This window comes from Actinomadura sp. NPDC049382, assembly GCF_040677125.1.
In the GTDB taxonomy this organism is placed as follows: Bacteria; Actinomycetota; Actinomycetes; order Streptosporangiales; family Streptosporangiaceae; genus Spirillospora; species Spirillospora geliboluensis.
On record NZ_JBFARO010000033.1, the window covers coordinates 44,125 to 58,663 of the forward strand.

Consider the following 14,539-nt stretch of genomic DNA (forward strand, 5'->3'; position numbering starts at 1 on the left):
CATCACCCCCGTCACATTGGAGCAACCCCCATGTCCGTACCCCACCCCCGACGCGCGGTGCTCGGCGGCGCGCTCGCCGCCGTGCTCGCCCTCGCCGCCGCGGCCTGCGGCGGCTCCGACGAGCCGAAGTCCGCCAACGGCCTGGAGCAGTCCGAGATCACCCTCGGCACCATGACCGTCGCCGACACCGCGCCGGTCCAGCTGGCCATCGACAAGGGACTGTTCAAGGCCGAGGGCCTCACCGTGAAGACGCAGGTCATCCAGGGCGGCGCGGCGGGCATCCCGCTGCTGAAGAGCGGCCGGCTCGACTTCAGCTTCGGCAACTACGTCTCCCTGTTCACGGCCGGCACCAAGGACCCGGGCTTCAAGCCGAAGATCGTCGCGGAGGGGTTCCGGAGCGCGTCCAAGACCCACACGCTGATGGTGCGCGGCGACTCCCCGTACAAGACGATCAACGACTTGGCGGGCAAGAAGATCGCCGTCAACACCAAGCGGAACATCAGCACCCTGCTGATCCGGGCGGCGGGGACGCCGGCGGGGGTGCGGTTCGACGAGGACAAGGAGTTCGTCGAGGTCGCGCCGCCGGCGATGGAGCAGGCGCTGAAGTCCGAGAGCGTGGACGCCGTCCAGGCGATCGAGCCGTTCGGCACCCAGATGGCGGAGTCGATGGGCGCGCGGATGGTCGCCGACCTCGCCACCGGCAAGACCGCCGACCTGCCGATCGCCGGGTACGCCGCGACGGAGAAGTTCGTCAAGGAGAACCCGAAGACCGTCGCGGCGTTCCAGCGCGCGCTCCAGAAGGCGCAGGGCATGGCCGCCGACCGCAAGGTGGTCGAGGCCGTCCTGCCGACCTACGCCAAGGGCATCAACGCGAAGGTGGCGGCGTCGATGAGCATGGGGACCTACCCGACGTCGCTGGACGCCGCCGCCCTGCAGCGCGTGGCCGACCTGATGAGCGAGTTCCAGTACGTGGACAAGCCCATCGACGCCACGTCGTTCATCGCGCAGACCCCATGAGACCCCGCAGGATCGTTCTCGGTGCCGCCGGGGCGGTCGGCGTGGCCGCCGTCATCGAGACCCTGAGCCGTACCGGTCTCGTCGACCCGGCCGCGCTGCCCCCGGCGACCACCATCCTGCGGGAGGCGGGGCGGCTGGCGGTGGACGGGGAGTTCCTGGTGGACGTCGGGGCCACGCTGCGGGCGTGGCTCGGCGGCCTCGCGCTGGCGGTGCTCGTGGCGGTGCCGCTGGGCGTGCTGCTCGGCTCGGTGCCGCTGCTCGGCACCGCGGCCCGGGTCCTGGTCGAGCTGATGCGGCCGATCCCGTCGGTCGCGCTGATCCCGCTCGCCCTCATCCTGTTCGCGGACCCCACCCGGATGAAGATGTCGCTGATCTTCTACGCGTGCCTGTGGCCGATCCTCATCAACACCCTGTACGCGCTCCGCGACGTCGACCCGCTGGCCAAGGACAGCCTGCGCGCCTTCGGGTTCGGGACGCCGGCCGTCCTGTGGCGGGTGTCGCTGCCGAGCGCGGCGCCGTTCATCGCCACCGGCGTCCGGATCGCCGCGTCCGTCGCCCTCATCGTCGTGATCAGCACCGAGCTGTACGCCGGCGGGGTCGACGGGGTGGGCATCTACCTGAGCGAGACCCAGTCCGGCGGAGGCCGCACCGACCTGCTGCTGGCGGGGGCGTGCTGGGCGGGCGTCCTCGGCCTGCTCGCCAACGCGGGCCTGCTCGGCCTGCAGCGCGTCGCGTTCCGCTGGGACTCCGCCCGCGCGGAGGCCGCCGCATGAGCGCCGCGAGCACCGAGGCGCGCGCGGTGCGCCCCGCGCGGAGGCCGGGCGCCGGGGCGGCGCGGGCGGCGCGCGGGTTCGCCGAGCGCGTCTGGCTGGTCGCCGTCGCCGCCGTGCTGTGGGAGGTCGGGACGCGGGCGGTGGAGGAGACCTACTTCCCGCCGCCCACGACGATCGCCCGGACGCTGCGCGAGCTGTGGTTCGGCGGCCCCGCGTCGCACCTGTTCCTCACCGACCAGGCGATGGACGACTTCGCCACGAGCCTGACCCACCTGTTCATCGGGTGGGCCGCCGCGGGCGCCGCCGGCGTCGCGGTCGGCGCGGCGATCGGGCGCTCGGCGGTCCTCAACGACCTGCTGAACCCGGTGCTGGAGTTCCTGCGGGCGGTGCCGCCGCCGACGCTGGTCCCGTTCTTCATCATGGTGTTCCAGCTCGGCGCGACCATGCAGGTCGTCACGATCGCGTTCGGCGTGGTGTGGCCGGTGCTGCTCAACACCGCCGAGGGGGTCCGCACCGTGGAGCCGCTGCAGCTGGACACGGCCCGCGTGTTCGGCGTCGGGCCCGTCCGCCGGCTGCTGACGATCGTGCTGCCGGCGGCGGCGCCCAAGATCTTCGCGGGGCTGCGGGTGGCGCTGTCGTTCGCGCTGATCCTCATGGTCCTGTCCGAGCTGTTCGGCAGCACCGCGGGCATCGGCTCCGAGCTCATCGACGCCCAGCGCGGCTTCGAGCTGCCGCGGATGTGGGCGGCGATCGTGATGCTCGGCATCCTCGGCCTCCTCTTCAACGCCCTCTTCATGCTGCTGGAACGGCGCCTGCTGGCCTGGCACACGGGTGCGCAGAGGCTCGCCGGCTGAACCGCACCGACTGACGAACCGCACTGGAAAAGACACAGAAAAGGCCCCTTGAGATGCTTCAGATAACCGGCCTCACCCACTCCTACGCCGACGGGCACCTGGCGCTCGACGGCCTCGACCTCACCGTCCCGGACGGCGAGCTGCTCAGCATCGTCGGGCCGTCCGGCTGCGGCAAGTCCACCCTGCTGCGGTGCATCGCCGGGCTGATCGCCCCGTCCGGCGGGACGCTCTCCCTGGACGGCGCGCCCATCAACGGCGTGCCCGACGACCTCGCCGTCGTCTTCCAGGACTACAGCCGGTCGCTGTTCCCCTGGCTGACCGTCCGCGACAACGTGGCGCTGCCGCTGCGCCGGCGCGGGATGGCCCGCGCGGAGCGGCGCGCCGCGGCGGAGCGGGCGCTGGAGTCGGTCGGGCTGCCGGACGCGGGGCGCAAGTACCCCTGGCAGCTGTCCGGCGGCATGCAGCAGCGCGTGTCGATCGCGCGGGCGCTGGCGTACCGCCCGTCGCTGATGCTGATGGACGAGCCGTTCGGTTCCGTGGACGCCCAGACCCGGGAGGACCTGGAGGACCTCGTCCTCCAGGTGCACCGCAACGAGAAGATGACGATCCTGCTGGTCACCCACGACATCGACGAGAGCGTCTACGTCGGCGACCGCGTGGTGGTGCTGAACCGGGCCCCCGCCCGCGTGCACGCCGACCTGCGCGTCGAGCTGCCGTCGACCCGCGACCAGATCGAGACGCGGGGGCTGCCGGAGTTCGTCCGGCTCCGCGCCGAGGTGGGCCGGCTGGTCCGCGGCGGCGCCAAGGTGCCCGGGGCCGCGCCCGCCGCCACGACGGCCGCGGCGGAGGGGCCGGAAGCGGACGCCGGCTCCGAAACGGCGGCCGGAGAGGAGATCATGACCAAGGCGGAGCCGGGCAGCAAGCCCGCGCGGTGACGGCGGAGGGTGATCGATGCGCGTACTCGTGGCAGGGGGCGGGATCGGCGGGCTCACCACCGCGCTGAGCCTGCACGAGGCGGGCATCGAGGCGCTCGTCGTCGACTCGGCCGCCCGGCTGCGGCCGCTCGGCGTCGGCATCAACCTGCTCCCGCACGCCGTCCGCGAGCTGACCGAGCTCGGCCTCGGCGGCGCGCTGGCCGAGCTCGGCGTCCCGACCGGCGAGATGGTGCACTTCGACCGGTACGGCGGCCGGATCTGGGGCGAGCCGCGCGGCCGCGCGCTCGGCTACGACTGGCCGCAGTACTCCATCCACCGCGGCGAGCTGCAGATGGCGCTGCTGGAGGCGGTGCTGGCGCGCCTCGGGAAGCGGTCCGTCCGCACCGGCACCGCCCTCGACGGCTTCGAGCAGGACGGCGCGCGGGTGCGGGCGCGGCTGCTCGACCGCGCGTCCGGCACGGCCGAGACCGTCACGGCGGACGTGCTGGTCGGCGCGGACGGGCTGTACTCCGCGGTCCGCCGCGGGCTCTACCCGCACGAGCCGGCCCCGCTGTGGAACGGCATCCGGATGTGGCGCGGCCTGACCGAGGGCGAGCCGTTCCTCACCGGGCGGACGCTGGCCGTGGCGGGCAGCAACACCGCGGCCAAGATCGTCGTCTACCCGATCTCGATGCGCGCGGAGCGGCGGGGCCGGGCGCTGCTGAACTGGGTCGCCGAGGTGAAGGTCGCCGGCGACGGGGCGGCGGGCGCCGCCGACTGGAACCGGACCGGGCGGCTCGGGGACGTGCTCCCCCACTTCGCGGACTGGCGGTTCGGCTGGCTGGACGTCCCGGCGATGCTGGCCGGCGCGGCGGAGATCCTGGAGTACCCGATGGTCGACCGGGACCCCCTCGACCGGTGGACCTTCGGCCGGGTCACCCTGGTCGGCGACGCCGCGCACCCGATGTACCCGATCGGCTCCAACGGCGGGTCGCAGGCCGTCCTCGACGCCCGCGTCCTGGCGCACGAGCTGGCCCGGTCGGACGACCCCGCCGACGGGCTGCTCGCGTACGAGAAGGAGCGCCGCGAGACGGCCAACGCGATCGTCCTGGCGTGCCGGGACATGCCGGCGGACCGCATCCTGCACACCGTGAGCGAACGCGCGCCGCGGGGCTTCGAGCGGATCGAGGACGTCCTGTCCCCCGCGGAGCTGAGCGCGATCACCGGCGCCTACCGGCAGACGTCGTTCTCCGACGTGGCGGCGCTCAACGCGCGCCCGTCGTACTCGCCGGCGGGCTGACGGCGGCGAGGCGGGCGTCCATGGCCCGCGCCGCGCGGTCGTGGTAGGCGGGCTCGTCGTACAGGAGCGCGTGGGCCGCGCCGGTGCGGCAGAGGGCGTCCAGTTCGAAGGCCAGCTGCGGGACGTCGGTGGAGGCGGCCAGCTCGCCGCGGTCGCGCGCCTCGCCGAGGCAGCGCTCCAGGAAGGCCCCCCAGTCGCGCTGGGAGGCCGCGATGGCGTCGCGGACGCGGCCGGGCCGGGCGTCGAACTCGGCCATCGTCGAGTGGAAGAAGCAGCCGCCGGGGAAGACGGGCTCGCGCTGGTAGCGCTGCCAGGCGTCCAGGAGCGCGCGGACGCGGGGCAGGCCCTCCGGCGCGGCGAGGGCGGGCTTGACCACGTGCTCGCGGAACAGCTTCACCGCCTTGCGGACGGTGGCGAGCTGTAGCTCCTCCTTGGAGCCGAAGTGCGTGAACACCCCGCTCTTGCTGATCCGCAGCTCGGTCGCCAGGCGGCCGATCGACAGCCCTTCCAGGCCCTCCGCCGAGGCGATGTCGGCGGCCCGGCAGAGGATCTCGTTGCGGGTCTGCTCGCCCTTCAGGAGCCGTCCGTCCGTCGTCACCCGATAAATCTGCACGACCGTTCGTGCAAAGTCAAGGCGCCCGCCCCCTTGACGGCGGGGGCCCGGAGAGAAGAGTGTACGACCGTTCGTTTATTTTTCTGGAGAGGACCCCCATGACCGCCGACACCACCGCGGCACCGCCCCGCGCGGCCGGCGCGCGGCGGGACGTGCCCTGGCTGGCCGCCGGGGCCACGTTCCTGGCCATGCTGGACGCCACCGTGGCGAACCTGGCCGTCCCCGACCTGCACGCCGACTTCCCGGGCAGCTCGCTGACCGGCCTCACCTGGGTGATCACCCTGTACGCGGCGCTGTTCGCGGCGCTGCTCGCCCCCGCGGGCCGGCTCGCCGACCTGGTCGGCCGGCGGGCGCTGTACCTGTGGGGCGCCGGGCTGTTCACGCTCGCCTCGCTGGCCTGCGCGCTGGCGCCGAACGTGCCCGTGCTGCTCGCGACGCGCGGCGTCCAGGGCGCCGCGGCCGCCGCGCTGATCCCCGCGTCCCTCGCCCTGCTGCTGCACGACACCCCCGCCGACCGGCGCGCGGGCGCCATCGGCCTGTGGAGCGCGGCGGGCGCGTTCGCCGCCGCGATCGGCCCCGGCCTCGGCGGCGTCCTCGTCGACCAGTTCGGCTGGCGGTCGCTGTTCGTCATCAACCTGCCGGTCGGCCTGGCGATGCTGCTCGGCGGGCTGCGGCTGCCGCGCGCCGCGCGCGGCGCCGGACGGCTCCCCGACCTCGCCGGGACGGTCCTGCTCGGCGCCGGCATCGGCGGCGTCGCGCTCGGCGTGACGCAGACCCAGGACTGGTCCTGGACGGACGCCCGCACGCTCGCGCTGCTGCTCGGCGGCGCGGCGCTCGTCGCGCTGGCGCTCTGGCGGTCCGCGCGGCACCCGGTGCCGGCCCTGGAGATCTCGCTGTGGCGCAACCGGCAGTTCGCCGTCGCGAACGCCGCCTCGTTCCTGTACGGGACGGCCCTGTACTCGTGGCTGCTGCTCGGCGTGCTGTACCTGACCTCCGAATGGGACTACTCGATCCTGAAGGCGGGCTTCGCCTCGACGCCCGGCGCGTTCACCGCCACCGCGGCGGCGATCCTGATGGGCCGCCTCACCGGCCGCATCGGCGTGCGGCCCGCCGTGGTGGGCGGCGCGTCCATCATGGTCGCGGCGGGGATCTGGACGGTCGTGTCGCTGCCCGCCGACCCGCACTTCCTCACGTTCTGGCTCCCCGTCGGCCTCCTCGTCGGGACCGGCATGGGGATGCTCACCACCGGCACCGCCTCGGCCGCCGCGCTGTCGGTCGGCCCGCTGCGGTTCGCCGGCGCCACCGGCCTCAACACCACCGCGCGCCAGCTCGGCGGCGCGCTCGGCATCGCCGTGCTCGCCGCGATGCTGCCCGCTCGGGCGGTGCACGACGACTACACCGCCGTCTACCTGTTCTGCACGCTGGCCGCCGCCGGCGCGGTCCTCGCGGGACTGCCGCTGACCCTCCGGAGCGGCGCCTCACCGAAGGAGACCTCATGACCGAGACCGTGCTGTCGGAGTGGACCGACCCGGCCGTCCTGCCCGCCGCCGAGGCCGCCGCGATGCTGGCCGGCGCGCCGTGGCGGCGGATGGTGACGATCGGGGACAGCGTCGCGCAGGGCGTCCGCGAACCCGTGCCCGGCTACCGCGACCTGTCGTGGACGGACCGCGTCGAGGAGGCGCTGGGCGCGGTGGCACCGGGGTTCACCGCGCTCAACCTCGGCCGCCGCGACCTGGTCGCCGCCGAGGTCCGCGCCGCGCAGCTCGAACCGGCGCTGGCGTTCAAGCCCGACCTGGCGTTCGTGGTGGCCGGCGGCAACGACATGCTGCGCCCCGAGTTCGACGCGGACGGGGTGCGGCGCGAGCTGGCCGCGATGATCTCCGCGTTCCGCGCGGCGGGGGCCGACGTCGTCACGATCGGGCTGCTGGACATCACGGTCGCCGGACTCGGCCCGGCCCGCTACCGGGAGGTCATGTCGGCCCGCACCCGCCGGCTGGCCGCGCTGACCGCCGACGTCGCCGCCGAGCTGGGCGCCTGCCACGCGCACAACCCGCCGGACCACCCGGTCGCCGCCGACCCCGGCATCTACAGCTCCGACCAGCTGCACCTGAACGCGCGGGGGCACGCGTTCGCCGCGGCCAACACCGTCCGCGCGCTGGCGGCTCACTTGGCGTCGGCGTAGCGGTCGACCACGGCGATCTCCATCGGGAAGACGACGGGGGTGTCGCCGAACAGCAGCCGCCGCGCCTCCCCCGCCGCCGCGTGCACCGCCTCGGCGACCTCGCCGGCCAGCCCGGCGGGCGTGTGCACGATGACCTCGTCGTGCTGGAAGAACACCAGCCGGGGAGCGCCGGTGCCGGCGGACGCCGCGCCGAGGGCGGTGAGGCGGCGGCGGAGGGAGCCGAGCAGCGCGAGCGCCCAGTCGGCGGCCGTGGCCTGGACGACGAAGTTGCGGGTGAACCGGCCCCGGCTGCGCAGCGCCTGCGCCGCCGCGCCCCGCCGGTCGCCGGGCTCCTCGCCGTCGCCGTCGCCCGCCGCCGTCAGCTCCCGCCACCCGGCGGACGGCGGCGGGCAGGTGCGGCCGAGCCGGGACCGGACGAGCCGCCCCCGCTCCCCCGCCCGCGCCGCCGCCTCCACGTACTCGAACGCGTCGGGGAACCGGTGCTTGAGGACGGCGAGGAGCTGCACCGCCTCGCCCGTCCCGCCGCCGTACATCGCCGACAGCAGCGCGAGCTTGGCCTTGGCGCGCGCGCTGAGACCGCCGTCGCCGTCGTCGTGGAAGGCGTCGGACAGGGCCGCGTAAAGGTCGCCGTGCGCGGCGGCCTCGGTGAACGCGCGGTCGCCCGCGAGGGCGGCGAGCACGCGGGGTTCGAGCTGGGCGGCGTCCGCGACGACCAGCGACCAGCCGGGGTCGGCGACGACGGCCCGGCGCAGCACGCGCGGGATCTGCAGCGCGCCGCCGCCGCTCGTCGCCCACCGCCCGGACACCACGCCGCCGACCACGTACTCGGGGCGGAACCGGCCGTCCTTCACCCAGGTGTCGAGCCAGGCCCAGCCGTGCGCGGTGTGCAGGCGCGACAGCTCCTTGTACTCCAGCAGCAGCGGGACGGCCGGGTGGTCGAGCCGTTTGAGCACGTGCGCGCGGGTGGACGCGATCGGCAGCCCCGCGCTCGCGAACGCCTTGATGATCTGCGCCGGGGAGTCTGGGTTGACGTGGACCCGGGCGCCGAAGGCGGCGCTGATGCGGTCGGCGAGTTCCTGCAGTCTGCGGGGGCGGAGCCCGCCGGTGGGGCGCGGCCCGAGCAGCTCGGTGAGCAGCGCGTCGTGCTCCTCGGCCGACCAGGGCAGCCCGTCGTGCCGCAGCTCGGCCGCCACCAGCGCGCCCGCCGACTCGGCCGCCGCGAGCAGCGCGAAGCCGTCCAGCCCGGCGATGGCGCGCTGCTGGGCGGCGTGCACCGCGACGACCTGCGCGATGTCGTCGGCGGGCGCGTCGCGCCCCGCCCGCCGGCCGAACGGCTCGCCGTCGAACAGCTCGTCGTCGAACAGCGACGCCTGCGGGGCCGGCTCGTCGGGGGGCGGGCGGTCCGGCGGGACGGGCTCGCCGCGCAGCCGCGCCCAGGCCGCCCGCACCGAGCACGGCTCCCCGTACCGCCCGGCGTGGCCGAGGAGCAGGCTCTCCACCAGTTCGAGGTCGTGGCAGCGGGCCACCCGCACGCCCGCGTCGAGCAGCCGCGGGTAGAGCCGGGCGGTGGCCGGCCACACCCAGCGCGGCGCGGCGGCCCGCTCCTGCTCGGCGATGGCGGCGACCAGGTCAGGGACGTCGCGCGCGGGTGCGGCGGGCGCCCCGTCCTCGCCGAGCGTCCGCAGCGTGCCCCCGCCGCCGGCTCCGGCGGCGACCGCGATCCTCACCCGCTCATTGTGCTCGCCCCCACCGACAGAACCGCGCACGCGGAACCGCGCACGCGAAGGACCCCTCCGCGACGGGTGCGCGCGAAGGGGTCCCGCGAGTCTCGCCCGGACGGCCAGGGCCGTAGCCGTCCGGGTTCACATGCTTAAGCGACCAGGGAGACCTGCTGGCCGGCCGGGGTGTCGCCGTAGCGGTCGACGACCTTGTTCAGCTGGATCTGGTAGTACAGCACGCCGAACCCGAAGATGCCGAGCAGGAAGCCCATGCCGCCGCTGCAGCTCGGCTGGAGGCCGGCGGCGCGCTGGGCCTCGGCGATGCGGCCGCCGAGCTTGACGTACATGATCAGGGGCCAGATGCCGAGCGTGATGGCGCCGAACAGCATGGACAGCAGCGCGTTGGTGGCGGCGTTGTCGATGCGGCGGTCGAAGCGGTGCAGCTCGTCGTGGACCTTGAAGAACCAGACCAGGCCGTAGATGCCGAAGGTGATGATGGGCAGGCCGAGCCAGGCTCCGACCGGGTTGCGGCGCTTCATGTTGAGGCCCGCGCCGACGGCGGCGGGGGCGCCGCCCTGCTGCGCCGGTGCGGGCGCGTAGCCGCCCTGGTAGGCCTGCTGCTGCGGCTGGCCCTGGCCCTGCTGGGGGTAACTCATCGAGTTCGCTCTTCCTGTGGGACGCGGTCGTTTTCCGGCCGACCGTCCGTTACCGTTCACCCGTAAGGCTGAGCCCAAGACTGTAACGGCATTGGGCCACGTCGCGGGAGCAAATCGCCGACTTTGGCCACTTTGCGGGCGACTTCTCCAGATTTTCGGGCTACCGCAGCGGAATCGTCACCTCGTCCTCGCACGGCGGGTCCGTCTCGTGGTCGCCGCAGCCCGTCGCGGCGAAGCAGCGGATGCGCAGCCGCGACTCCGTCACGTCCAGGCGCAGGAAGCTCTTGAAGAAGGGCGGCCTGTCCCAGTCGGCGAGCTCGGAGCGGAAGCGCTGCGGGAGCCGGTGCACCGGCAGCCGCAGGATCCCGGGGCGGCGGCGGCCGTCGCGCGGGACGCCCAGGACGGCCGCGACGAAGCGAGCGCGGCGGGGCGGCCGAGCCTCGTCCCGGGCGGCCTTGTAGCCGCGGCCCGGCCTGATGCCGAGCCGGTACCGGACGGCGGCGGTGGCCTCCTCCGGAGTGAGCTCGAACAGCTTCGGCAGCCGCAGCCACCGCCCGTAGAGCTTGCTGTAGCGGGAGAGGGAGTCGCCGCGCAGCGGGTAGCAGCGGAACTCGTTCTCCTCGACGACGTGCGTGCGCGGGATCGTGTGGGTGGCGTGCATGAACGCGCCGCCGCCGCCCGAGACGATGTACTGGATCGTGCGGCCGTCGCCGGTCCGCAGCGGGTAGCGCTGGTAGTTGTGGATGTCGCCGCCGATCGCGGCGACGTAGTGGTGGGCCGGATCCCGGACGATCTCGTCGACCGTCCCGCCGCCCTCGATCGCCCCCGGCCGGTGGTCGTCGTCCACGTACAGCGGCTTCCCGGTCACCAGCAGTTTGGGCTTCGGGCCGCCGGAGACCTCGCGCAGCCAGCGGCCCTGGTCGCGGTCGAGCACGCCGGTGATCCCGGTGTCGATGCCGATGATGCGCAGCGACGGCGTGTCGATCGCCCAGTACGGTCCCGGCTGGACGGCGTGCTGGCCGGGCGCGCCCCGGTACTCGCGGCGGGCCGCGGCGACCGCGGCGGCGTCGACCTCGCCGGGGCGCCGCCACAGCAGCCGCGGGACGAACCCCAGCGCGCCGCGCCAGGGCGGCGGCGTGCAGTCGGCGTCCAGGCCGCAGAAGACGTGCAGGAAGCCGCGCAGGCCGTCGTACCAGTCGTGGTTGCCGGGGACGGCGAAGATCGGCGCCGGGTAGTCGCGGTAGGGGCGGAAGAACTTGTCCGGGTACTGCGCGCAGTCGCCGGTCGGGTAGATCACGTCGCTGGCGACGATCATGAAGTCGGTGCCGGCGGCGGCGTGCAGCAGCGGGGGCACCACCGCGTACTGCGAGCGGTCGCCCTCCCCCGTGTCGCCGAGCAGCGCGAACGAGAACTCCGGGGCCGAGCGGTGCACGGTGAACGCGGCCGGGGTGCCGCGCTCGCGCAGCGCGGCGACGCAGCGCCGGCGGATCGCGTTGGACGGGTCGCCGAACAGCTTCGCCAGCACGTCGTTGCGGGACCGCCACAGCACCGAGGGGCGCCGCCAGGAGAAGTCGGGGACGCGCTCGGGCAGCAGCTCGTTGAAGGTGCCGGGCCTCCCGCAGACCCACCCCGCGCCCGCCTCGGACGTACGCGAGTTGTCGGGCACGGGGGATTCCTCGGACACGAAACGCCTCCGGCAGCGGTGAGGGGATCCTCACAGCCTGTCCGGAGGCGGTCGCGGCGTCAAGCAGACGCGCGCGTGCGCGTGGTGGACGCCGGCGCCACCCCCAAGGACGCCGGCGCCACCACGTCGGGGGCGTCCGCGAACACCATGAGTCCCCCCAGAACGGCGAGCGTGCAGTCGCCTCTCATGATGCCTCCGCAGGACGGCCCCAAGGTCCCGAAAGCGGGACGTAACTGACGCTATACGGAGAGCCGTAATGCGGGCGTAAACCGCCCCAAACAGCAGGCAAAACCTCAGGGAGCCAGCACGCGCAGCGCGCCCGGCATGACCCGGGCGGTGACCGGAAGCACCCCGGGCAGCTCGCCGTCCGCCCCGTACGGCAGCCGGCGGCCGGGCCCGCCGGCCAGCTCGATCCGCACCTCCCGGCCGCGCATGACCTCCACCTCGGGGCGCCGCACGTGCGAGCCGTCCGCCAGCTCCCGCATCACCGCGAAGAACAGCGTCCGCGGCGCCCGCCGGATGAGGACGACGTCGAGCAGGCCGTCGTCGACGCGCGCGTCCGGGGCGATGTGCTTGCCGAACCCGTAGTAGCCGGAGTTCGCCGCGACGACCGTGTAGCCCTCGCGCCGGTGCTCCGCGCCGTCCACGGTGATCAGGTAGTCGGCGTGCCGCCAGGTGAGGACCGCGCGCAGGGCGCCCACGTAGTAGGCGGCGGAGCCGCGCAGCAGCCGGGTCCGGTTGGCGTTGTCGTTGGCGATCGCGTCGATGCCCGCGTAGACGCTGCCGAGGACGGGCGTCCCGTTGGCCTCGATCGCGTCCACCGCGCGCGGCTCGCCCTCCAGCAGCAGCGGGGCCAGCTCCGCCGCGTCCGACGGGACGCCGAGCTGGCGCGCGAAGTCGTTGCCGCGCCCGGCCGGGACGATGCCGAAGACCGCGTCCGTCCCGGCGAGGGCGCCGCCGACGCAGCCGACCATGCCGTCCCCGCCGACGCCGAGGACGACGCGCCCCGCCTCCGCCGCCGCGCGGGCGACGTCGGCGGCGTGCTCCATGCCGCGGCTGTACTCCACGTCGAGCTCGGCGCCCGCCTCGCGCAGCAGCCGGCCGAGCGGGATCAAGCAGGAGGCGGACGCGGACCCGCCCGCCGCCGGGTTCACGATCGCGGTGAAGGCGCGCATGGCGGTCACGCCTCCGGCGCCGGCGGGACGAGGACGCCCGGATTGAGGATGCCGACCGGATCGACCCGTTCCTTGACGGCCCGCAGGACGGCCGCGCCGAGCGGCCCGATCTCCTTCGCGTACCAGTCGCGGTGGTCGGTGCCGACGCCGTGGTGGTGGCTGATCGTGCCGCCCGCGTCCACGATCGCGTCGTTGGCGGCGCGTTTCGCGCGCGCCCAGTGCTCGACCGGGTCCTCCCCCTGCGCCGACACGACGGTGAAGTACAGGGACGCGCCGGACGGGTAGACGTGCGAGATGTGGCACATGACGAGCGGCGGCGTCCCGGCCTCCGACAGCGTCCCGGTGATCGCCGTCCGCACGGCCTCGTAGAGCTCCGGGACGTCCGACCAGAACGCGGCGGTCTCCAGCGTCTCGGCGAACGCGCCCGCGTCCAGTAGGGAGTCGCGCAGGTAGGGGGCGTTGAACCGGCCGTGCTCCCACTTCTCGCCCGGCCCGGCGCCGAGCGGCTCGCCGCCCGCGTCGCGGAGCACCTCCGCCGCGCCCGCCCGCCGGGCGGCCACGTCCGCCGGGGTGCCCTCGAAGCCGAGCACCGCCAGGCAGCCGGCCGAGGAGGCCCCCTCCCCGATCGCCGAGGGGTCGGCCAGGCCGACCATGGTCTCGGTCTCGTCCGAGAGGCGCAGCACGGTGGGCAGCGGGCCGTCCTGGGCGAGCCGGCGGAGCGCGGCGGCGCCCGCGTCGAAGGACGCGAACCACCAGCCCTCGTACTCCCGCGCCTCCGGGACGGGCCGGATCCGCACCGTCACCGACGTGATCACGCCGAGCGCGCCCTCCGAGCCGAGGACGAGCTGCCGCAGGTCCGGCCCGGCGGCCGACTTCGGCGCGCGGCCGAGGTCCAGCGCGCCCTCGGGGGTCGCCACGGTCAGCCCGACCACCATGTCGTCGAAGCGCCCGTACCCGGCGGACGCCTGCCCGCTCGACCGGGCCGCCGCGAACCCGCCGATCGTCGCCCACTCGAACGACTGCGGGAAGTGCCCGAGCGTGAAGCCGCGCTCGGCGAGCAGCGCCTCGGCGTCCGGGGCGCGCAGGCCCGGCTGGAGGACGGCGGTGCGCGACACCTCGTCGATCTCGACGAGCCGGTCCATGCGGCGGAGGTCGAGGGCGATGAACGCGTCCACGCCTCTCGGCGCCGCAGGCGCTCCGTGGGGCGTGGAGGTTCGCCCCGCCTCGGACAGGACGGGTTCGAGGCCCCCGACGACGGACGTCCCGCCGCCGAACGGGACCACCGCGATCCGGCGCGCGGCGCACTCGCCGAGCACCGCGAGGACCTCCTCGTGCGAGCCGGGCAGGACGACCGCGTCCGGCGCGTCCGAGGTCTCCCCGGCGCGGATGCGCAGCAGGTCGGGAGTCGACTTGCCGCGCGTGTGCCGGACCCGCGTCTCGGCGTCGGCGCGGACGTTGCCGTCCCCGACGATCGCGGCGAGCGCGGTCAGGTCCGCCCCGGACAGCCGGGGGTCGGCGACCTTCAGCGCCCGCAGCGCGGGGGGCGCCGCGGCGGCGGGCCGCACGCCGAGCAGGTCGCGCAGCAGCCCGGCCGTCCCCTCGGGCAGCGGCGCGGCCTTGGCCGGATCCCCCCAGCCGCTCCACAGCATGTCC

The 14,539-nt window shown here is 74.9% G+C and carries 13 protein-coding genes; 7 read left to right on the forward strand and 6 right to left on the reverse strand.

Translation table 11 applies throughout. The features are described 5' to 3' along the window. Positions 1-30: 30 nt before the first annotated feature. Genes AB0K34_RS21280 through AB0K34_RS21300 form a run of 5 tightly spaced genes read left to right on the forward strand, consistent with a single transcriptional unit; the run spans position 31 to position 4,858 of the window. Positions 31-1,017 carry an ABC transporter substrate-binding protein gene (locus tag AB0K34_RS21280; RefSeq protein ID WP_138640671.1) on the forward strand — a complete coding sequence of 329 codons (987 nt, stop codon included), beginning with the start codon at positions 31-33 and terminating at the stop codon, positions 1,015-1,017. Continuing rightward, positions 1,014-1,790 carry an ABC transporter permease subunit gene (locus tag AB0K34_RS21285; RefSeq protein ID WP_364550412.1) on the forward strand — a complete coding sequence of 259 codons (777 nt, stop codon included), beginning with the start codon at positions 1,014-1,016 and terminating at the stop codon, positions 1,788-1,790. Before AB0K34_RS21280 ends, AB0K34_RS21285 begins: the two co-directional genes overlap by 4 nt. Then, positions 1,787-2,644 (forward strand): ABC transporter permease, encoded by an 858-nt coding sequence (locus AB0K34_RS21290; protein WP_364550414.1) that lies wholly within the window; start codon positions 1,787-1,789, stop codon positions 2,642-2,644. The genes AB0K34_RS21285 and AB0K34_RS21290 overlap by 4 nt, the downstream gene beginning before the upstream one ends. Before the next feature lie 53 nt (positions 2,645-2,697). Further along, positions 2,698-3,579: an ABC transporter ATP-binding protein gene (locus AB0K34_RS21295; RefSeq protein ID WP_138640674.1), complete on the forward strand. Its 882-nt coding sequence runs from the start codon at positions 2,698-2,700 to the stop codon at positions 3,577-3,579. A gap of 16 nt (positions 3,580-3,595) precedes the next feature. Next, positions 3,596-4,858 (forward strand): flavin-dependent oxidoreductase, encoded by a 1,263-nt coding sequence (locus AB0K34_RS21300; RefSeq protein ID WP_301174565.1) that lies wholly within the window; start codon positions 3,596-3,598, stop codon positions 4,856-4,858. Here AB0K34_RS21300 and AB0K34_RS21305 read toward each other — a convergent pair. Next, a complete protein-coding gene (locus AB0K34_RS21305; protein ID WP_301174564.1) occupies positions 4,824-5,456 on the reverse strand; it encodes a TetR/AcrR family transcriptional regulator in 633 nt (210 codons plus the stop codon). The genes AB0K34_RS21300 and AB0K34_RS21305 overlap by 35 nt on opposite strands. A gap of 113 nt (positions 5,457-5,569) precedes the next feature. Between AB0K34_RS21305 and AB0K34_RS21310 the strand changes: the two genes are divergently transcribed. Both AB0K34_RS21310 and AB0K34_RS21315 read left to right on the forward strand, forming a co-directional pair. After that, positions 5,570-6,970 (forward strand): MFS transporter, encoded by a 1,401-nt coding sequence (locus AB0K34_RS21310; RefSeq protein WP_301174563.1) that lies wholly within the window; start codon positions 5,570-5,572, stop codon positions 6,968-6,970. Beyond that, on the forward strand, positions 6,967-7,653 hold the full coding sequence (locus tag AB0K34_RS21315; RefSeq protein ID WP_240808442.1) for an SGNH/GDSL hydrolase family protein: 687 nt from the start codon (positions 6,967-6,969) through the stop codon (positions 7,651-7,653). Before AB0K34_RS21310 ends, AB0K34_RS21315 begins: the two co-directional genes overlap by 4 nt. On the opposite strand, the gene AB0K34_RS21320 is transcribed toward AB0K34_RS21315, so the two are convergent. From AB0K34_RS21320 to AB0K34_RS21340, 5 genes are all read right to left on the reverse strand, one after another. Further along, complete coding sequence (locus AB0K34_RS21320; RefSeq protein WP_301174561.1) at positions 7,635-9,380, reverse strand: bifunctional 3'-5' exonuclease/DNA polymerase; 1,746 nt, start codon at positions 9,378-9,380, stop codon at positions 7,635-7,637. The genes AB0K34_RS21315 and AB0K34_RS21320 overlap by 19 nt on opposite strands. Positions 9,381-9,523: 143 nt before the next feature. Continuing rightward, positions 9,524-10,027, reverse strand: a complete 504-nt coding sequence (locus AB0K34_RS21325) for a DUF4234 domain-containing protein (protein WP_138641239.1) — start codon at positions 10,025-10,027, stop codon at positions 9,524-9,526. A 160-nt stretch (positions 10,028-10,187) separates the two neighbouring features. Beyond that, a complete protein-coding gene (locus AB0K34_RS21330) occupies positions 10,188-11,693 on the reverse strand; it encodes a metallophosphoesterase (RefSeq protein ID WP_301174560.1) in 1,506 nt (501 codons plus the stop codon). 311 nt (positions 11,694-12,004) lie between these two features. Further along, entirely contained in the window at positions 12,005-12,886 is an 882-nt protein-coding gene (locus AB0K34_RS21335; protein ID WP_138641243.1) for a YegS/Rv2252/BmrU family lipid kinase, read from the reverse strand. Between the two features lie 5 nt (positions 12,887-12,891). Further along, entirely contained in the window at positions 12,892-14,535 is a 1,644-nt protein-coding gene (locus AB0K34_RS21340; protein ID WP_364550434.1) for an FAD-binding oxidoreductase, read from the reverse strand. Between the last annotated feature and the right edge of the window lie 4 nt (positions 14,536-14,539).